The sequence below is a fragment of the Rhodococcus sp. D-46 genome, from assembly GCF_011290655.1.
GTDB lineage: Bacteria > Actinomycetota > Actinomycetes > Mycobacteriales > Mycobacteriaceae > Rhodococcus_F > Rhodococcus_F qingshengii.
Genome location: NZ_JAANTF010000007.1, coordinates 409,690 through 429,473, shown reverse-complemented (window position 1 = coordinate 429,473; position 19,784 = coordinate 409,690). Strand labels below are relative to the sequence as shown.

The following is a 19,784-nucleotide window of genomic DNA, read 5'->3' as shown; positions in this document are numbered from 1 at the left end:
AGAGCCTGTCGAGGGTCAGGATTCTTCGGGGCGAACCACCATGACGGGACACTTGGCCGAAGCGATCAGGGTGTTGCTGGTCGAGCCGAGCAACATGCCGCGGAATCCACCGCGACCACGGCTTCCGACCACGACGAGCTGCGCTTTTGCCGACCAGTCCAGCAGCCGTCCGCGTGGGTTGTCGAGGTATACCTCGCGCCGGACCTTCACGTCCGGGTATTGCTCGGACCATCCGGCCAAGCTCTCGCTGAGTACCGCGTGCTCTTCCTCTTCGAGAGACTGCGGGGCAAGCGCAGCGGCCCTCGGGTCTTCGAATGCCGCACTGCCGAGGTCACTCCACACGTGCAACGCCACCAACTCGACTCCGCGGAACGACGCTTCCTCGAAAGCCGCACCGACGGCCTGGGCGCTCAACGCGCTGCCGTCGACGCCGACCACTACGGGTCCTTCCGAGGGCACCGCACCATCGCGGTCCCGAACGACGATGACCGGACACTTGCCGTGACTGGCCACACCGACCGCGGTATTGCCGAGGACTGCTGTCGCCGCCTTGCCTGACGCCGACGCTCCGACGACTACCCGCCTGGCTTGTGCCGAACTCTCGATCAGCCACTGAGTTGCGCTGCCGATGGCGATTTCGGTGTGAACTTCGAGTTTCGGATCGATCTCACGGGCGAACTGTTCCGCCTCCGCCAAGATCGCTTTTCCGGCCTCTTCGACCCATTCGTACACCCCACCCGCGTCGACGTACGGTCCGCCGAAACCGTAAGGCGCGAAGTCGAGAGCGTGGATGATGTCGAGTCGCAATTCGCGCTGGGCGGCGATTTTCGCGGCCTCGCGGAGCGCTGTGGACGCAGTGTCCGAACCCTCGACTCCGACAACAACACTGTTATGTTCGCGTGAACTCATGTGCCCACCTTCCTGAAGAAGTAACCGAGCCACTTTCACTCTAACCATCCCACTTGTCCGGCTTTTTTGGGGTCGCCCCCTCTTCATTTCGGGGACTTAGGTCCCCGAAACTGTTGACGGATAGGAGAATTAGCAGAGCAATCAGGACCAGGTGTGAACAGGATCTCCCGTCCGCATGTTCTCCACGTAACCGCGGAGCATTCCGGTGAGCGCAGTCGAGCGGTCCGCGCCCGAGGCCTCCGCGTGCGCCACGTGCTCGCGTTGCCAGGCGGCACCGGTCTGCCGATTCATGCACCGCCCTTCGATCACGCCGAGGTACCGATCGCGGGCCGCGGCGGACAATCCGAAGTCGGCCAAACCCTCGTCCGCCAACGGCAGCAGCCTTCGCAGGACCAACTCGTCGGCACCGACCCAACCGATCTCCGGCCAGTACAGGGTGGCGTCGAGTCCGTACTTGGCGCCGATGTGCAGGTTCTCTTCTGCCGCATGGAACGACATGTGCGACCACAGTGGCCGCTCCGCGTTCACCAATGCGCGAACGGTTCCGTAGTAGAAGGCCGCATTGGCCATGATGTCGACGACGGTCGGCCCGGCCGGCAGCACCCGATTCTCGATACGCAAGTGCGGCTTGCCATCCGAGCAGTCGTAGACAGGCCGATTCCAGCGATAGACCGTGCCGTTGTGCATCTGAAGCTCGCTCAACTCCGGAACCCCGCCCGCCGCGAGCACTTCCAGCGGATCGGTGTCCGAGACATCAGGGAGCAGCGCCGGGAAGTACCGTGAATTCTCCTCGAACAGGTCGAGAACCGAATGGATCCACCGCTCACCGAACCACACTCGCGGTCGCACACCTTGGTTCTTGAGCTCGAAAGTTCGGGTGTCCGTTGCCTGTTCGAAGATCGGAATGCGTGATTCGTGCCAAAGCGCCTTCCCTGCCAGGAAAGGAGAATTGGCCGCAAGCGCCACCTGTACTCCGGCCAGACACTGCGCGGCATTCCAGTGCGCTGCGAATTCTTCCGGCGCGACGCGCAGGTGCAACTGCATGGACGTACAAGCCGCCTCCGGCACCACCGAATTGGTGTCGGCCCGAAGGATTTCCACGTCGCCACCGGGTAGCGCGACACCTTCGACGTCGAGTTCGATGTCCTCTCCTCGCGCGGCAAAAATTTGCTCGTTGAGCAATTCGTAGCGCTGGTTGGCGGTGATCCACTCACGATCGAGATGCTCGAGCTGCAGGGTCGGCAGCATCCCGATCATCACCATCTCGGCGTCGTGCGCGTGGATTCGCGCGTCTGCGACGTCGAGGGACGCCCGCAGTTTCTTCTCCAATTCGAAAGTCGCATCACCGGTGAGTGGGCCGGGCTCGACGTTCATCTCGACGTTGAACTGTCCGAGCTCGGTTTGGAAAACCGCAGAGTCGTCGATGGATTCGAGCACTTCACGGTTGGACATCGCGGGCGTCATGTCGCCGGTCACGAGGTTGAACTCGATCTCCATGCCCAACAGCGGAGCGGGCTTGTCGACGGCGTCTCGGAAGTCACCACCGTCGAGCATCTGCTTCATGGCGTCGACGCACGAGCGCACCTTCTTACGAAAGAGCCTACGGTCGGCTCTGGTGAATTCTCGCGCCGTGACCTCTGCACCCATTGCGCATTCCCCCTTCGACGATCAACGTCACTGAAGGCTATCCGTCCGGTGTCACCGACAAACGAGAACTGCGGTGGCACCGGGAAGAATTTCCCGACGCCACCGCAGTTCTCCGAAAGTTTCTTCTACGAGTTGTCGACCCAGGTGACAGCTACGCCGCGAGCCTGCAGCCACGCTGCGGGATCGACCTTTGCGCCGTTCTCGGCAACCTCGAAGTGCAGGTGCGGGCCGGTGGACTGGCCACGGTTACCCACGGTGGCGATCTGCTGGCCGGCGTTGACACGCTGGCCGACGTTGACCTGGTAGTCGTTGACGTGGCCGTACGTGGTGACCGTGCCGTCGTCGTGCTGGACGCGGACCCAGAGGCCGAAACCTGACGCCGGGCCGGCGTCGATGACCTGGCCGTCGGCTGCAGCCAGAATCGGCGTACCGATCGGAGCCGCGATGTCGAGGCCGCCGTGGTGTGCTCCCCAGCGCGAACCGAAGGTGGAGGTCAGCGTTCCGGACACCGGCTGCACGGTACGAGCTGAGGTGCCGGGGTTGATCCCAGCGAGGAACTGCTGTGCCTGCGTGTTGAGGTCGGCAGCAAAATCGGGAAGCTCGGGGATGTCGAGAGCCGGAAGTGCCGCCAATTCAGCCGGAACGACAACGCCCTCGGGAAGCAGACCCTGCGGGATTTCGATGCCGGCGATGGTCTGTGTTGCCGGCGCCGCAGCAGCGGTTCCTGCACCCATCTGGCCTGCACCGACGAGGAGCGCACCGGTAGCCGCAGCTACGACACCTGCCTTGACACCGGCACCAGGGCCAGCCGACGGGGTGCGGTGGCGGCCGCTTGCTGCCTCGGGATCGATCTCGAAGACAACATCGTCATTGCCCGTGCGGTGGTGGTTTCCCACAGTGTGTACTCCGTCAGTCGTCGGCGTGCAGCGTCCTTCTGATGAAGCCCGCTCCTCTGTCTGCCGAAGAATGTAACAGTTTGATCAAGGCGGCCGCCACCGTTACCCGATCTTGACCAAAACTATTTCTCGCCGTTCTGTCGGCTGGCGTCCAGTTCTGACTTGAATGCGTCGTATCGTGCCCGGTGAGCGGGTCGACGCCGGATGATCGCCCATGCGATGCCCAGAACCACGAACCAGATCGGCGTGACGAGAAGTGCCTGCAGGGTGTCGTCCTTGGTTGTCAGTGCCCAGAGGATGAAGACGAAGAACGCGAGCACGACCCAGCACATCACGATGCCGCCGGGCATCTTGAACTTCGACGCCTCGTGCAGGTGCGGACGACGCTTCCGGTACACCATGTAGCTCGCCAGGATGATCGTCCACACGAACATGAACAGCAGCGCCGAAATGGTCGTGACGACGGTGAAGGCCTCGATCACGGAATCGCCCGAGAACAGCAGGATCAACGAAGCCAGCAGGAAGATGCACGAGAACATCAGGGCGTTCGCGGGGACCTTGCGTGAGTTCAGCTTGCCGAGGGCCCTCGGTGCGTCGCCTTCCTGCGCAAGGCCGAACACCATGCGCGAGGTGGAGTAGATACCCGAGTTGGCCGAAGATGCAGCGGAGGTCAGCACGACGAAGTTGATGACAGAAGCAGCGATGCCGAGGCCGGCGAGTGTGAACATGGCGACGAACGGACTCTTGTCTGCGCTGATTTCACGCCACGGAGTCACCGCGATGATCACGGTCAGTGCAACGACGTAGAACAGCAGGACACGAATGGGGATGGAGTTGATGGCCTTCGGCAGGTTCTTCTCCGGGTCCTTCGCCTCGGCTGCCGTCGTACCGACGAGCTCGATACCCACGAAGGCGAACACGGCGATCTGGAAGCCGGCGACGAAGCCCATGAATCCGGTCGGGAACATCCCGCCGTCGTTCCAGAGGTTGTCGATACCGGAGGTGGCACCGTTCGGCGCCGTGAACCCGGAGACGACCATGACGATGCCGACGACGATCAGGCTGACGATGGCGATGATCTTGATCAGCGCGAACCAGAACTCGGTTTCACCGAAGGCGCGAACGGTCGGGAGATTGAGGAGCAACAGCGTCGCGATCGTCAGCAAAGCAGGAATCCACGCCGCGAGCCCTGGCCACCAGTACTTGAAGTACCCGGAAATCGCGATGACGTCCGCGATGCCGGTGACGATCCAGCAGAACCAGTAGGTCCAGCCGGTGAAGAATCCCGCCCAGGGGCCCAGCAGATCCGCGGCGAAGTCGGAGAACGACTTGTACGCCATGTTCGAGAGCAGCAGCTCCCCCATCGCCCGCATGACGAAGAAGAGCATGAATCCGATGATCATGTACACGAAGATCACGGAGGGCCCGGCGAGCGAGATCGTCTTGCCCGATCCCATGAACAGTCCGGTGCCGATGGCACCACCGATGGCGATCAGCTGGATATGCCGGTTGGACAGCTGACGTGAGAGGTGGGGGTCTTCGCCGGACGGCTTCGTCAGGTCTGGTGTATTCGCGTGGTCGGACACGGAGGATCCCCCTCGTCATACGGTTCATCCGGGGCATCGAAATCGTGCCCGTCGGGGGAACCTCGGAAAATGTGCTCTCTCAAAGTACGCGTGCACTGGCTCACATCACGCATCGGAAAGCGGACGCCGATAACCTGTCGAGGTGAACACTGACAGCACGGCCCATCAAGACGGACATATCGCCGCGACGCTGTTCGATTTCTCCGGAACCCTCTTCCGTTTGGAGGAGAGCGACGATTGGACCGAGCACCTCGTCGATCACCAAGGCGATCCGCTCGACGTGCACGCTCAAGCCGAGCTGATGCGTCGGATGACCGCGCCGGTGGGCAGAACCGTGGAGATGGACGAAGCGGGGATCTACGCGTGGGAGAACCGCGACCGGGATCCGAAGTTGCATCGTCAGGCTTACCTCGACGTGTTGAGTAAGTCCGGGGTGCCCGATCCGGTTCGGGCCGAAGCTTTCTACGCCCTGCTGGTCGATCCGGATCAGTGGTCGCCGTACCCGGATACCGGCGAGGTCCTGAAGTCACTGTCGGAGAAGGGCATACGCACTGCCGTCTTGAGCAACATCGTCTTCGACATCCGTCCGGCGTTCGCCGACCGCGGCTGGGACGTCTGGGTCGACGAGTTCGTTCTCTCGTTCGAGGTGGGTGCAGTCAAGCCCGAACCGGCGATCTTCGAGTACGCCCTCGCACAACTCGATGTGGATGCGGCACAGACTCTGATGGTCGGTGACAGCGACATCGCCGACGGCGCTGCCCGTGACGTCGGTTGCCAGTTCGCACTCGTCGATCCCCTGCCGACGACCGAACGCCCGCACGCGCTACTCGACGCAGTGCGGAAGTTCGGGCTTCTGTAGGGAGCGCTCAGACACCTTCGGTGAGTTCGCGCAACGACGCGTAGCGCTCGCGCACGTGGGGAGCTGGTTCGGCGTCGAATCGTCGCTCTTCCGGTTTCGGCCACACCGGCGGCTGCGTGTCCCCGGACAGTGCCCATGCTGCTTGCCTGCATGCCCCTTCGGCGACGTACTCACCCGGAGCAGGGATCACGACCGGCACTCCGAGAATTGCCGGCGCGATCTCACAGAGAGCGCGCGACTTCGCTCCGCCTCCCACGAGGAGAACTCGCTTCACCTCGACGCCTTGACGAACCAGGTCGTCGACGCCGTCGGCCAAGCCGCACAGGAGCCCTTCGATTGCGGCTCGTGCAAAGTGCGCAGGCGTCGAGTTCTGCAGCCGGAATCCGTGCATGGCCCCCGTGGCGTCAGGGCGGTTGGGCGTCCGTTCACCCTCGAAGTACGGAATCATGACCAGCCCGTCGTTTCCGAGGGGCGCCGTCGACGCCAACCGCGACAGTTCGGCGTGATCGACACCGAGAATGGACGCCGTCGCATCAAGAATGCGCGCGCCGTTGAGAGTGCACACCAGCGGCAAGTGCAGGCCGGTTGCGTCCGCGAATCCTGCCACGTTCCCGCCGGGATCGTGCGTGGGGGTGGCCGATACAGCCGAGACGACGCCGGATGTTCCGATCGAGATGATCACGTCACCGGGAACTGCTCCCAAACCCAGTGCGGCTGCGGCATTGTCACCGGTGCCAGGCCCGACAATACCTCCGGAACGTGTACTTCCGATCTTTTCGTTCGGCGATGCAACTCGGGGAACATGCGGGGTTCGACCGCGAAATGCCAACGCCAGCAAATCTTTACGATATTCGCGCGTCGAGGCAGCATAATAGCCGGTTCCACTGGCGTCGCCCGCGTCGGTAACAAGCTCCTCGATCGAGCCGGACCCACCCAACTTCCAGGACAACCAGTCATGCGGAAGACACACCGCGGCAGTGCGATCGGCATTGCCGGGTTCGTGATCTGCCAGCCATCGAAGCTTGCTTGCCGTGACCGCGGCGACCGGAACTACACCAACTGCGTCGGCCCACGCCTTGGGTCCGCCGAACTCTTCGACCAGATCGGTCGCAGCCTTCGCCGACCGAGTGTCGTTCCACAGCAACGCCGGTCTGACAACCTCGCCGCCACTGTCCAGACACACCATGCCGTGCTGTTGAGCTCCGACCGATACGGCTGCGACGTCGCCGAGCCCACCCGCCGCGGCGATTGCACTGTCCATCGCCTCGAGCCAGCATGCCGGATCTATCTCGGTACCGACGGGGTGCGCCGCCCGCCCTTCTCGTACCAGCTCTCCCGAATCGGCATCACGGACAATGACTTTGCACGACTGGGTAGACGAATCGATACCGGCTACGAGGGTCACACTGGCGTCCTTTCCGAAGGACCGTCAGCTCGCGTTGGCGACCGCGGGCATCCGGTTGCTGCGCTTACGCAGCGATCGCACATATTCTGCGCGCTCGGTCTCCGTCATTCCACCCCAGATGCCGTACGGCTCGTGGACGGAGAGTGCGTGTTCGCGGCACTGCTGGAGTACAGGGCACGTCGCGCAGACCTTCTTGGCGTTGCGTTCACGGTTCTCGCGGGCGTGTCCACGCTCGCCGTCCGGATGGAAGTACACCGCGGAATCGTGCCCGCGGCACGCTCCCTGCAGCTGCCAGTCCCACACTTCGGCGGTCGGGTACGGCATCGGAAGGTGCTTGTGCATGATGGCGACCTCAATTCCTTACTCGGGTGACACGGATTCGGGTGACTCTGGGCTGACGCCGGGTCGGACTTATCGACGCCTGACCGATTGGCCGAGTCGATGTGCACAGACCGTTGCGAGTTCGCCGGTGACCGGCGGAGTCAGCGCTACGACGCCGTCGTCGAGAATTGCCTGCAGCCTGCGGAAATACTCGTCCGGGGCGAGGCCGAAGGTTACAAAGATCTCTTCGTCAGGTCCACCGTCGAACTGCTGCCACTTACGTGCGAACTCGACGATCTCTTGTGTATCGGTGCGGCTCATCAGGTTCTCCCCTGTTTGTGCGCCCTGCTTCACAGAAACTGCGACTCGTCTCCTCGGACGCCCGTGGCAGTGAGTCAAGACACAGACTATGCCTACTTCTGCTTTTTCACAAGACCTACTTACGTCTTTTTGTGGACAAAGTATGCGAACTTTCGCACGCTGAAGTTACCGACGAGGAATGCTTGAATAGGACAATGACCCGACCGTCCACGACTCCGGCTACCGCGGGAGAGGTATTCACGCTGATACGCAGCGGTTCCGCGACCACGCGCAGCGAGATCGGGAAGCTCACCGGCCTGTCCAGGACGGCGGTATCGGCCAGGGTTGCAGCACTTCAATCGCTTGGTTTGATCGCCGATGACGACGAGGGCCCGTCGACGGGCGGCCGGCCGCCGTCCACTCTCACCTTCGCGAACTCGTCCGGCGTGGTTCTCGTCGTGGCCATCGGTCGATCGCGGGCACAACTTGCCGTCACCGACCTGGCGGGCACGATCCTCGCGGCAGAAGACATCGACAAGTCGGTCGGGGTCGGCCCCGACGAACTGATGCCCGAAATTGCCGAGCATCTTTCGTCACTACTGGCCCAGGTCCACCGCGCGTCTACCGAGGTCATCGGAATCGGACTGAGCATTCCCGGAACGGTCGACGTCGCCGCGGGAGCAAGCCTCGACTCTCCGATGATGGCGGGATGGGACGGAGTCGCGCTTGCCCCCTATCTGGCATCGGTGACCACGGCTCCGCTGTTCGCGGACAACGATGCCAACGTGATGGCTCTGGCCGAATTGAGCGAGCGACGCGAGAGTGCGCCCAACCTCCTGATGATCAAGGCGTCAACCGGCCTCGGCGCAGGAATCGTCATGGGCGGAGTCCTCCAACGCGGTTCACTCGGAGCGTCCGGCGAGATCGGGCATACCAAAACCGCTGCAGCGCGGGGCATGAAGTGTCGCTGCGGCGACGTCGGCTGCGTCGAAACTGTCGCCAGCGGTTGGGCTCTCGTGCATGCCCTCCGAGATCAGGGCCGAAGCGTCGGTCACGTGCGTGATGTCGTCCGCCTCGCCCTGGACGGCGACAGCGAAGCCCGCCGGCTCATCAGAAGCAGCGGCCGACTGATCGGCGACGTCATTTCCGGCGCGGTCAATCTCCTCAATCCCGAGGTCCTGATCATCGGCGGCGACATGGCCGAGGCGGACGAACTCTTCCTCGCCGGGCTTCGGGAGTCCGTCTACGGCAACGCAACGGCGCTTGCCACCCGAAAGCTTCAGATCGCTTCGGTCAGCCACGGCGCACAATCCGGCATCCTCGGTTGTGCGGTTCTCGTCCTCGACCATCTGCTCAGCGCCAGGGAAATCGATCTGCGGATCGCGGCGTCACTCCACACGTGAGTCGCTGACTTCTCGCACGCTCCGCATCAAACAATCAGACTTTTCCGGCATCGCTTGTGTTGACGCTCACACTTCTGCATAATTCATTACCTACCGATCATTCGGTTGCCGATATCGACGATGAGATCGCGCAGGAACGCTCCGAGTCAGCCAAAAGCATGCACCGAGCACACCGGCAACGTCGCAGATCGAACAGCGTTTCTCCCCTGTTCCGACTTCGCAGTTTCACCGTGTCGGTGAACCACGTGACTGGCAGAAAGTAGCTCGATGACCACAACCAGAACTGGCACCAAGCCCGCCGCGAAGGAATACGACCGCGCCGCGATGGCGTCGATGGTCGGCACCACCGTCGAGTGGTACGACTTCTTCATCTACGCCCAAGCTGCAGCCCTGATCTTTGCCGACCTGTTCTTCAAGCCGATGGGCTCGGCCGGCCAGATCGTCTCCTACGTCACGGTCGGCATCAGCTTTGTCTTCCGTCCTCTCGGTGCCATCGTGGCCGGCTATCTCGGCGACAGGCTCGGCCGCAAACGTGTCCTGGTCGCGACGTTGGCGATGATGGGTGCCGCGACGGTTCTCATCGGCGTGCTGCCGACGTATGCCTCGATCGGAATCTGGGCACCGATCCTGTTGATCCTGCTTCGCGTCGTCCAAGGATTCTCGACGGGCGGCGAATGGGGCGGGGCCGCTCTTCTTGCCGTCGAACACGCACCCACCAAGCGTCGAGGATTCTTCGGAGCGTTCGTACAGATGGGAGTACCGCTCGGAATGTTGCTCGCCACCGGCGTTTTGGCACTGTGCACGTTCACCCTCACGGACGAACAGTTCACCACCTGGGGATGGCGAGTGCCGTTCCTGCTCAGCGTCGTGTTGATCGGCGTCGGCTTCTACATTCGAAGCAAGGTCAGCGAATCACCCGTATTCGCCGAACTCAAGGAACGCCGCACCGAGAGCAACACGCCTATCCGAACTCTGTTCAAGAAACACCCGAAGCAGGTCGTACTCGCGGCGCTGTCCTTCATCGGCACAAACGGCAACGGCTACATGGTGATCGGCGGATTCATCGTCGCGTACGCAACCAAGACCTATGGCCTGGGTAAGACCGAACTACTGATTGCCACGCTCGCAAGTGCCGTCACGTGGGGCGTTTTCACCATGATCGGCGCCTACTGGTCGGATCGACGCGGCCGCACCACGGTGATGAACGTGGGCAACCTCGCAATGGTCCTCTTCGCGGTGCCGTTCTTCCTCCTCATCGACACCGGGAATCTCGGCTGGATCTACGTGGCGATGATCCTGTTCTCGGTCGGACTCGGGCTGTCGTACGGACCTCAACCCGCGTTGTTCGCCGAACTGTTCCCGGCTTCGATCCGTTACAGCGGTGCGTCGATCTCCTATGCGGTAGGCACCATCTTCGGCGGCGCCTTTGCTCCCACCGTCGCACAGTGGCTCCTCGGCAAGACCGGTGGCACCCTTGCCATCTCGATCTACCTCGCCCTGCTGGCGGCGGTCTCGTTCGTCGCCACGATGCTCATCAAGGATCGATCAGGACGAGACCTGATGGTGTGATCGACCTGAATGTGGACGCCCAACGGCGTCGCGATGCCGGAGTTTGTCAGCCGAACTTTCGAAAGGCGAACTCCGGCAACTTCTTCGCAGCATTCGCTGTACGCACGATCTTGTGGTTCTTGCCTCGCATCAGCGCCAGTTGGATCCGCGATTCGATCCAGAACGCGCCGCGAGGCGAGCGGTTCCAGGTCTTGTGCAGCAACGTCTTCGTCGCTGCGACGGCGTCCGGCGAGCGAACCGCGATCTGCGACAGCAGTTCCTGTGCCGGCTTGATCGGATTGTCGCTGACTCCGCTCACGAACCCCCACTCGAGAGCCTGATTTCCGTCGAACAGTTCAGCAGTCATGGCGAGGCGTTTCACGACGTCCATTGCCGCGAGTTCGCGCATCGTGACCGTTCCGGTCATGTCGGGGATCAATCCCCACTTCGCCTCCATCACCGAGAACGTGCAATCGGGGGTGGTGAATCGAAAGTCTGCGGCGAGCGCCAATTGCAGTCCCCCGCCGAAGCAGTGCCCGTGAACGACCGCGATGACCGGCACGGGCAATTCGCGCCACACCCAGCACGCGCGTTGGAAGAGGTTGGTCTTCTGACCGGGAAATTTCGCGAAGGCCTTCGCCATCCGCCTCGGCTGCTTGCCCGCAGAAGCGAAGTCCAACCCGGCCGAGAATGCGTCACCCGCGCCTTGCAGAACCACGCCCCGAATCGAACGATCAGCTTCGATAGTTCGAGCGGCGTCCACCAGGGCGTCGAGCATGTCCAGATCGAGACCGTTGAGTTTCTCCGGTCGGCTGAGCGTCACGTACGCCACCGACTGCACTACCTCGACACGAACGCGATCACTCACGGCTACTCCTTCGGTTAGACATACCCCCGACGAACTTACCTGAGAGTAAGTTCGTCGGGGGTCCGTCATGCCATCTCCGCAAGAAGTTCCATGGTCACTTTGCCGGCAGGATCCGAATCAGTGGATGAAGGCACGGCCACGACGGAGTCCACTCCCGCCGCTCGGTACGCCTCGAGTTGCTCGCGGGCATCGGCCGGAGTCCCGACGATTCCCACCGTTGCCACCATCGCGTCCGAGACCTGGCTCAAGAGCTCGCGCGGCGCGGCCCCGGCCCTGGCTGCCTCGATCACATCAGCGAAGCCCGCGCGGACGAACATGTCCGAGTACCCCGGAGCAGCCAGATACGGTACGAGCCCGCGTCGAAGTTGATCGATCGACACCTGTGACGGTCCATTCTCGGCGACGGCAGCCGGTGCCCACACCGACACGAAAGGCATGCCGGTTTCCAACTCGGCAGCGATTTCCTTGCACCGTGTGATCAGGCGCCCCGCTTGCTCCGGGCTGACCAGATTGAGCACCAGTTCGTCGCCCAACTCCACCGCGGCCCGAAGCGCCTTGTCCCCGAATGCCGCAACGATCAGCCGGCCGCCCGGCGGTTGAAGTCGCAGCCGGTATCCACTGGTCCGCATCACCGTGCCGGCGACTTCACCCCGCTCGCCGTTCATGAGCGCTCGCACACCGCGGGCGGACTCCGCAAGTGCACGTGCCGCCCCGGATCTGCTTCGCCCATGCCATTTCTCGACCACGACAGTGCTGGAAGTACCCAACGCGATCGATACGTCACGCCCGGTCAGGTCGGATACCGACGCCGCCCCGATCGCGATCATCGCCGGATCACGAACCGTCACCGCGAGCGGGCCGACCACTAGTTCGGAGTGCTCGAATCCGGTGCCGACTGACGTCGCCAGAGCAAAGGCGTCGTACGTCGCCATCTCCCCCACCCACACTCGGCCGAACCCGAGTCTGTCGGCGAGGCGTGCAGTAGCGGTCACCTCCTGCGGCGGACGGTCCTGCCACAACCCCAGGGAGATGTCGATGGTCGGCAAACCTCTACTCGAAGTCGGAGACAAGACCCATTCCCTCCAACAGTGTCGGACGGTCGTAGTACTCGAGCCACTCGGTGATCCGTCCGTCTGCCATGCTGAGGATTCCGACAACAGGAACGACGCCATGGGTACCGTCGAAGTGGAAGTCGTCCACTCGCTGCACAAATACCCTTCCGTCGATCACGCCGAGAGACTCGATCTTCAGTGTGATCCGTTCACACTTGCTTGCCAGTAACGCAATTCGGCCCGCAACGGCCTCCTTGCCGACAAGAGGTTCCTGCATGACGCTGTGGAGCACACCGTCCTCGGCGAACAAGTCGACGACGCGTGTCCAGTCCATGACGTCCCACGCCTGGAACATCTCACGCGCCAACGCAAGCTTGTCACTGTCGTTCATCACACTCATGCCACACTCTTCTGTCGAAGCTCACGCTTGAGGATCTTTCCGGTCGAATTGCGCGGCAGTTCTTTCCGAATCTCCAGCCGCTCGGGAAGTTTGTACGACGCAATGCGCTTGTCCTTCAGGAACGCGACCAGAGCGTCCAGCTCGAGTTCCGTCTCGGGCCGCAGCGTGACCACTGCTGCGACGCGCTCACCGAGTACTTCGTCGGGGTCGCCGATGACGGCCACATCCGCGACGGCCGGATGCTCGGCGATCAATCCCTCCAGTTCGGCTGGGGCGATGTTCATTCCGCCGCGGATCACGAGGTCCTTCCCCCGGTCCAGGTAGCGGAGAAACTGCCCGTGATCACCGGCAATCTCGAAGATGTCTCCGGTGCAGAGGAATCCGCGTTCGTCGAACGGAGACGGCCGATCGCCGAGATAGCCGGCAAAGACCGTCGGTCCGCTGATTCGCAACTCACCCGGGTGCCCGACTTCGGTGATGTCCTCGCCGGTGACCACGTCGACCAAGCGCACGTCCATCCAGTCGGAGATTCTGGTGCTCCAGCGAAAGTTCTCGACACCGAAGCGGGGGAAGTACCGTGCGCGGTCGTCCGGATCCGGCATGTCCGCAGGCGAGGAGAGCAGACTGATGCCTTCGTTGGATCCGAAGAAGTTGATGACTCCGATTCCGTATCGCTCCTGCCATCCCCGGACCATCGGAGGTTGCAGTGGCACCGAACCCGAACCGATCCGAGTCAAGCTCGACAGGTCGACCGCCGCGAGCATCGACTCGTCGGCGAGCAGCATCCACAACAGCGCAGGCGGCGCTACCGTGTACGTCACGCGCTCGGCCTCGATCTGCCCGAGGAAAACTCGAAGATCGAACGGGTGGTGCTGTACCAGTACACATCCCGTGCGGAGCCACGGCAGGAACATTCCGTTGATTCCGGCCATGTTGACCATCGGGAACGGGTTCAGCAAGACGTCGCCGACGCCGATGTCGGGAGCGTCGATCGTGGCCCAGCAGATGGCCAGCCACTCGTAGTGCGAACGTGGGACCCCCTTCGGTTCGCTTTCGGTCCCGGAGGTCCAACAGATCGTCATCGCATCGTTGGGGTCGTTGGGATCTTCGGTGATTCGGACATCCAATTCACTGCGCTGTGTTTCGGTGGCCGCCCGAGGACTCAGCCCCACGACACCGGCCGGCAACTGGGCCGGAAGCTCGGATGCGGGAGCGTAGGCGAACACCGATCTCAGAGAGGGAATCCGGGATCTGATTGCAGCGATCTCCGTAGCAGGGAGTCGGTCACCAAAACTGGGTACGGTGACAAATGCTGCAAACGCCGCCTGGTTTGCCATTCCTTCCACTTCACGTTCGCGGTACTGCATGGGCAATGGCGAGACCACGATCCCCAGAGACCACGCTGCAAGGTAGACCTCGACCAATTCGACGGTATTGGGCATCTGCACGCCCAGAACATCTCCCCGGCCCAAACCCACCTCGGAGAAGCCGGCAGCGAGCGCGATGACTTCGCTCTCCAGTTGGTTCCAACTGAGGCGTCGCGGATCTCCGCCGGACAACTCGCTCCGGTTCGCCGGATCAACCACGGCAAGTTCGTCACCGCGTACCCGCACCTGCGCCCGGAACACCTGATCGATCGTCTCGTCGGACCACCACCCCTTCGAGGTGTATTCGTCCACCTTGACGCGAGGGTGCAATCCCCTGTGTGCCTTGTTCATTCGCGTACTCGTTTCAGTTCTCGTAACGGCCGGAAATGTCGATCACGTCGCCTTGCTTCTCGAACGCCTGGGTAGCGGCGTTCCACTCGAACGGCTGGAATGCCAGGATTCCCAATGCATGGTCCGCGGTCATCGTGAATTTGATTCCGTCGATGAACATCGGCGGGTGGTAGTCCTGCGTTCGTGCGGCACTCATGATGCTGGCGCGTGAGAGTCCGTCGGATGACTCAGAGGCCCGAGTGAAGTTGTCCACCAACAGGTCACCGATGGCCCAGCCGTTCACGGTGTAGCTGTTGGTCGGGGAATCGGCACCGTGAGCAGCCGCACCGGCCAGGTAGTCACGTACCGCCGCGTCATCCTTGTAGAGGGCGTTGTTGGGATCCTTGAGCCACACCATCACCTGCTGCCCGTCGGCAGCATCACCGGCGGGCGCATACAGCGTCGCACCGTCGACGCAGTTCGACGGTTGAATCACGGTGTCGGGCTTCCATCCGACACGTCCGATCGCCTGGGTGATCGCGAGGCAATCGGTGGTGACACCGGCCACCACCAATACCTCGGCGCCACTGGCTTTGAGGGTCGATGCCGCCGTCTTGGGGTCGGTCAGCGCCTCTTCGGCTGCGATCTCGAAGTTCGTTCCTTCGATCGCGGACTTGAAGCCGTTGGCGATCCCTTGTCCGGACTCGGTCTGGTTCGTGGCCAAGGCAACCTTGGCGCCGCTCGGATACTTCTTCTTCAGGCTTTCGACCACTACCTCCATCTCGACGCCCGGATCCGGTAGATACTCCGTGGTCCACGGAAAGTCTTCGATCACCCGGAACTCGGGCATGCCTGCCTGCGCGAAGAGCAGTGGAACACAGGCAGTGGTCTGGTCGTCCGCGATGGCGTTCAACTGGCCTGCTCCGAACGTGCCCAGAACGTCGACCTTGTCCTTCTGAATGAACTCTCCGACATTGGCTTTGGCGCGCTCCGGGGAGAAGGCATCGTCCTTGACCACGACGTCGAGCTTGACGCCGCCGACGCCGCCGGCCGCGTTCTCGACCTCGAACCGTGCTCGCATTCCTTCGATCACGTTGCCGACCGCGTCGGCGAGCGGGCCGGACGTCGGCCCACTCCACCCCACCGTGAGTTTGTCGGTGATCGGCGCCGCGGCACCACTGGGATCGCTGCAGTCGTCGACCGATACTGCTCCGGCCGAGGTCGACGTGTTGCTCTCTGCGTCGGAGTTACCTCCGCAGGCCGAAAGGAGTAGTGCCGCAGCGGCGATGACTGCGGGAATCGTGGTCTGCCTTTTCATATCGTCCAGTTCCTTGCTGTGAGTTGAGAGAAACGAGAGTGGGCGAGGGAGACGGCGCTCAGGTGCGGGGTTCACCTTCGCGATACTTGGGATGATCTGCGGGAACCACGAGGACAAACCGTCGGAGAACGCTGTTGATCCGGCCGACGATTCCGTCCGGCATCAAGAACACGATCGCGATCAGCACCGCGCCGAACACCACTCCCGACACGGGGCCGTCGGTGACGCTTCCGGTGTAGTACGGCAGGAACACCACTGCCGTCGCCCCGACGATCGGGCCGAATTGCGTTGCGATTCCGCCCAACACCAGTCCGGTGATGAACTCGATCGACTTCATCAACGAAAAGGACTCGGGTGAGAGCGCGCCGATGTACATCGTGAACAGCGAACCTGCCAGACCGGTGATCGCGCCGGAAAGTCCGAAAGCGAGAATCTTGACCCGCGCGACGTTGATGCCGTTTGCACTCGCCGCAATCTCGTTGTCGCGCACCGCAACCATTGCCAAACCGAATCGACTCTTGACGAGATTGCGGATCAGGAGCATGACCACTGCCAGCGTCACTACCGAAACCCAGAAGATCCAGAGATAGGTGTCCGCGCGGGTCAAACCCGTCCATTTCGGCGGGACCAGAAGATTCGCACGAACGACCATGCCGGCCGCGCCACCGGTGAGATCCCCGGTCTTGCGGATCACTTCGGGAAACGCCACAGCGACGGCGAGGGTAACGAGGGCCAGATACAGCCCTTTGATCCGCAAGGAGGGAAGCCCGACGAGAAGTCCTAGTACGAAACACAATACGACTGCCATCGGGATTGTGGTCAACGGCGAGTATCCGCGATCGACGATCAGAACGCCGGTCGTGTACGCGCCGAGGCCGAAGAAGGCAGAATGGCCGATCGACAGAAGTCCGGTGTACCCGCTGACGATATTCAGTCCGGCGATGGCAATCGCGATGATGAAGACACTCGTGAACTGCCCTACGCGAAACGGCGCGCTCTGCGACACGAGGAGCAGGGCACAGACGGCAGCCACCAGCAGAACCAGTTGGAGTATCCGGTACGACGTCGATCCGGCAACCACCACGCGCGGCTGCCTGACTGCCTTTTCGGCGACCGCGGGTTCATTTCTCTCGGCAAGCGTCGTCATACCCGCTCCAGTTTCTTGGTACCGAACAGTCCATTGGGTCTGACGAAGAGGATCACCACGATGATCAGTAGCGCGGATGTCTGCTGCAGCGAACCGCCGATGACCGAAATGTAGCCGCTGAGCATCGATTCCAGAACACCGATCGTCAACCCACCCACAACTGCGCCGACAAGACTGTCCAGACCGCCGAACAGCGCTGCCGCAGATGCTGCGATGAAGATCGGGAACATGGTCGTGAGGCCGAGTTGTTGCGGCGAGAGCGGAGTGACCAGGACACCGGCCAGTGCGCCGATCGCTGCCGCAACACCCCAGCCGATTGCGAGTATCCGGCTGGTCGGAACTCCGGCGAGAGTGGCAGATTCGGCATTGTCCGCGACGGCACGCATGTGCAGACCGACTCTCGTCTTGCGAAAGAGCAAGGACATCAACACAAGTAGGACAACGAGCGCAACCAGTACGCCCAGTGCGACGCCGTACACGCGCGCGCCGCCCACCGAGATGTAGTCGGTGGGACCGTTGGGAAACGGGCTCGGCATGATCTTCGTTTCGCTCCCCCACAGCATTCCGGCCAACGAGTTGAGCCCGGTGAACAATCCCAGTGCCACTATCAGCACTGCCATGTCACTTCTACGTTGAACCGGCCGGATGAGCAGACGCTCCATCAACGCCCCGAGCAGGAAGCCGAGAGCGAGAGCCGCTCCGATCGCGGCCCAGATCGGCCAGGACATCGTTGTGAGCCACCACGCCACGAAGGTTGTGAACAGGGCCAACTCGCCCTGAGCGAAGTTGATCGTGCCGGTGGCACGGAACACCACCACGAGTGCCAGCGCGAGAATTGCGTAGATCGAGCCGTTGGTCAATCCGGAGATGAGTCGTTCGAGAAAGAGTGTCACCGTTTACTCCTGGTACCCGAGATAGGCGCTGCGCACGACGTCGTCCGAACGAAATTCCTCGGGCGTGCCGGCAGCGACGATGGTGCCTACGTCGAGCAGGAAGACCTTCGACGCGAGTTTCATCGCGAGATCGGCATTCTGTTCCACGATCAGCAGTGCAGTTCCGTCGCTCCGGTTGATCGCACCGAGCGTGTCGAACAATTCGGCGATGACGATGGGCGCCAGACCCAGGCTCGGTTCGTCGCACAAAAGAAGGGTGGGACGGCTCATCAATGCCCGCGCGACCGCGAGCATCTGCTGTTCACCGCCTGACAGCGAACCTGCCAACTGTGTGGACCTCCTCGCGAGCACCGGAAATGTCTCACACCACCGCTCGATGTCGGCCTCGATCTCCGCCTTGTCGTTGCGAAGCGCAGCGCCGACGAGCAGGTTGTCACGTACCGACAGTTGACCGAGAGTTCCACGGCCCTGTGGGACAAGGCTGACGCCGGCGGCCACGGCGCGTTCAGGTTTGGATCCGAGCGGCGAACCGTTGAAGGTGATCGTTCCCTGGTGCGGAATCAATCCGGCAAGCGCGCGCATCATGGTGGTCTTGCCGGCACCGTTCGCGCCGAGAACAACAGCGACCCCGCCGGGTTCCACGTCGAGCGACACCCCGTGCAGTACATTGCCTCGCCCGTAACCGGCATGCAGATCATCGACGCTCAGCAGGCTCATGCCGCTCGCCCCAGATAAGCATTGATCACGGCGTCGTTCTGCTGGATCTCCGCCGGAGTACCTTCAGCGATCTTGTGGCCGAAGTTCAGTGCGACAACGTGATCGGAGATACCCAGCACCAATCCCATGTGGTGTTCGACCAGAAGCGCTCCGAAGCCGAAGTCGTCGCGGAGCGAGACGATCAGTTCTCCCAACTCCTTGACTTCGCTGTGTGTGAGCCCGCCGGCGGGCTCGTCGAGCAGAAGCAGCGAAGGCTCGGACATCAATGCTCGTGCCAGTTCGACGCGCTTGAGTGTTCCGAACGGAAGGCCTGCTGCCGGCGCGTTCGCGACGTCGACGAGTTCGAGGCGTTCGAGCAGGTACCAGGCCTTCTCTCGCAGTTCTCGGACTCGGGCGCGCGCTGGAGGCCAGCCGAGAAGCCCGCTCGCCAGTCCGAAGCGGCCCCGAGACGATCCGCCGACCATGGTGTTGTCGAAGACGCTCATGCCGCTGAACAGTGCGAGATTCTGGAAGGTCCGAGCGATCCCTGCAGATGCCAATGCATAGGGCCGCAATCCCAAGAGGTCGGTTCCTTGCCAGGTGATGACACCGCGACTCGGTTCGTAAATCCTTGTGATGCAGTTGAACAGCGTGGTCTTACCAGCGCCGTTCGGCCCGATGAGTCCGCAGATCTGGCCGGCGTGGACGTCGAAGCCGACGTCGTCGAGAGCCGTGACTCCGCCGAATTCGATCGATACATCGGAGAGCGTGAGTACGACCGGGTCATTCGCAGGTTGTGCGGGTGGTGTGTTTCCAAGCATTGGTTTCACCTCCTCGTG

19 protein-coding genes are annotated in these 19,784 nt (G+C 62.3%); 3 read left to right on the top strand and 16 right to left on the bottom strand.

Annotated elements, in window-relative coordinates; translation table 11 throughout:
• Positions 1-15: 15 nt before the first annotated feature.
• The 4 genes from G9U53_RS20375 to cycA all read right to left on the bottom strand — a co-directional run bounded on the left by G9U53_RS20375 (position 16) and on the right by cycA (position 5,038).
• Entirely contained in the window at positions 16-909 is an 894-nt protein-coding gene (locus tag G9U53_RS20375) for a universal stress protein (protein ID WP_007727672.1), read from the bottom strand.
• 141 nt (positions 910-1,050) lie between these two features.
• The gene (locus G9U53_RS20370) at positions 1,051-2,556 is read right to left on the bottom strand and encodes a glutamate-cysteine ligase family protein (protein WP_165639117.1); all 1,506 of its coding nucleotides are present in this window, start codon (positions 2,554-2,556) and stop codon (positions 1,051-1,053) included.
• A gap of 125 nt (positions 2,557-2,681) precedes the next feature.
• Positions 2,682-3,452, bottom strand: coding sequence for a M23 family metallopeptidase (locus G9U53_RS20365; RefSeq protein WP_003946431.1), 771 nt, complete (start codon positions 3,450-3,452; stop codon positions 2,682-2,684).
• Positions 3,453-3,574: 122 nt separating this feature from the next.
• Positions 3,575-5,038, bottom strand: coding sequence for a D-serine/D-alanine/glycine transporter (gene cycA, locus G9U53_RS20360; protein ID WP_165639116.1), 1,464 nt, complete (start codon positions 5,036-5,038; stop codon positions 3,575-3,577).
• A 142-nt stretch (positions 5,039-5,180) separates the two neighbouring features.
• Between cycA and G9U53_RS20355 the strand changes: the two genes are divergently transcribed.
• The gene (locus G9U53_RS20355; RefSeq protein WP_165639115.1) at positions 5,181-5,897 is read left to right on the top strand and encodes an HAD family hydrolase; all 717 of its coding nucleotides are present in this window, start codon (positions 5,181-5,183) and stop codon (positions 5,895-5,897) included.
• Positions 5,898-5,904: 7 nt separating this feature from the next.
• Here the strand turns inward: G9U53_RS20355 and xylB are convergent, their stop codons facing one another.
• The 3 genes from xylB to G9U53_RS20340 form a co-directional block, all read right to left on the bottom strand.
• A complete protein-coding gene (gene xylB / locus G9U53_RS20350) occupies positions 5,905-7,302 on the bottom strand; it encodes a xylulokinase (protein ID WP_047272588.1) in 1,398 nt (465 codons plus the stop codon).
• 24 nt (positions 7,303-7,326) lie between these two features.
• Positions 7,327-7,644, bottom strand: a complete 318-nt coding sequence (locus G9U53_RS20345) for a WhiB family transcriptional regulator (RefSeq protein ID WP_003946343.1) — start codon at positions 7,642-7,644, stop codon at positions 7,327-7,329.
• A 69-nt stretch (positions 7,645-7,713) separates the two neighbouring features.
• Positions 7,714-7,944 carry a DUF3263 domain-containing protein gene (locus G9U53_RS20340; protein ID WP_030534904.1) on the bottom strand — a complete coding sequence of 77 codons (231 nt, stop codon included), beginning with the start codon at positions 7,942-7,944 and terminating at the stop codon, positions 7,714-7,716.
• 194 nt (positions 7,945-8,138) lie between these two features.
• Between G9U53_RS20340 and G9U53_RS20335 the strand changes: the two genes are divergently transcribed.
• The gene (locus tag G9U53_RS20335; RefSeq protein ID WP_003946405.1) at positions 8,139-9,326 is read left to right on the top strand and encodes an ROK family transcriptional regulator; all 1,188 of its coding nucleotides are present in this window, start codon (positions 8,139-8,141) and stop codon (positions 9,324-9,326) included.
• 267 nt (positions 9,327-9,593) lie between these two features.
• Positions 9,594-10,895 carry an MFS transporter gene (locus tag G9U53_RS20330; protein WP_007727683.1) on the top strand — a complete coding sequence of 434 codons (1,302 nt, stop codon included), beginning with the start codon at positions 9,594-9,596 and terminating at the stop codon, positions 10,893-10,895.
• A gap of 46 nt (positions 10,896-10,941) precedes the next feature.
• Here G9U53_RS20330 and G9U53_RS20325 read toward each other — a convergent pair whose 3' ends face one another.
• The 9 genes from G9U53_RS20325 to G9U53_RS20285 form a co-directional block, all read right to left on the bottom strand.
• Entirely contained in the window at positions 10,942-11,742 is an 801-nt protein-coding gene (locus G9U53_RS20325) for a crotonase/enoyl-CoA hydratase family protein (RefSeq protein ID WP_037125543.1), read from the bottom strand.
• A gap of 65 nt (positions 11,743-11,807) precedes the next feature.
• Positions 11,808-12,812 (bottom strand): LLM class F420-dependent oxidoreductase, encoded by a 1,005-nt coding sequence (locus tag G9U53_RS20320; RefSeq protein ID WP_231917386.1) that lies wholly within the window; start codon positions 12,810-12,812, stop codon positions 11,808-11,810.
• Positions 12,793-13,194, bottom strand: a complete 402-nt coding sequence (locus tag G9U53_RS20315) for a nuclear transport factor 2 family protein (protein WP_021345212.1) — start codon at positions 13,192-13,194, stop codon at positions 12,793-12,795. The genes G9U53_RS20320 and G9U53_RS20315 overlap by 20 nt, the downstream gene beginning before the upstream one ends.
• Positions 13,191-14,912: a class I adenylate-forming enzyme family protein gene (locus G9U53_RS20310; RefSeq protein ID WP_030534908.1), complete on the bottom strand. Its 1,722-nt coding sequence runs from the start codon at positions 14,910-14,912 to the stop codon at positions 13,191-13,193. The genes G9U53_RS20315 and G9U53_RS20310 overlap by 4 nt, the downstream gene beginning before the upstream one ends.
• A 13-nt stretch (positions 14,913-14,925) precedes the next feature.
• Positions 14,926-16,209, bottom strand: coding sequence for an ABC transporter substrate-binding protein (locus G9U53_RS20305; RefSeq protein ID WP_003939841.1), 1,284 nt, complete (start codon positions 16,207-16,209; stop codon positions 14,926-14,928).
• Between the two features lie 58 nt (positions 16,210-16,267).
• Positions 16,268-17,356, bottom strand: coding sequence for a branched-chain amino acid ABC transporter permease (locus G9U53_RS20300; RefSeq protein WP_030534909.1), 1,089 nt, complete (start codon positions 17,354-17,356; stop codon positions 16,268-16,270).
• The gene (locus G9U53_RS20295) at positions 17,353-18,249 is read right to left on the bottom strand and encodes a branched-chain amino acid ABC transporter permease (RefSeq protein ID WP_165639114.1); all 897 of its coding nucleotides are present in this window, start codon (positions 18,247-18,249) and stop codon (positions 17,353-17,355) included. Before G9U53_RS20295 ends, G9U53_RS20300 begins: the two co-directional genes overlap by 4 nt.
• A 3-nt stretch (positions 18,250-18,252) precedes the next feature.
• Positions 18,253-18,966 (bottom strand): ABC transporter ATP-binding protein, encoded by a 714-nt coding sequence (locus tag G9U53_RS20290; protein ID WP_003939931.1) that lies wholly within the window; start codon positions 18,964-18,966, stop codon positions 18,253-18,255.
• Complete coding sequence (locus G9U53_RS20285; RefSeq protein ID WP_003940309.1) at positions 18,963-19,766, bottom strand: ABC transporter ATP-binding protein; 804 nt, start codon at positions 19,764-19,766, stop codon at positions 18,963-18,965. The genes G9U53_RS20290 and G9U53_RS20285 overlap by 4 nt, the downstream gene beginning before the upstream one ends.
• Between the last annotated feature and the right edge of the window lie 18 nt (positions 19,767-19,784).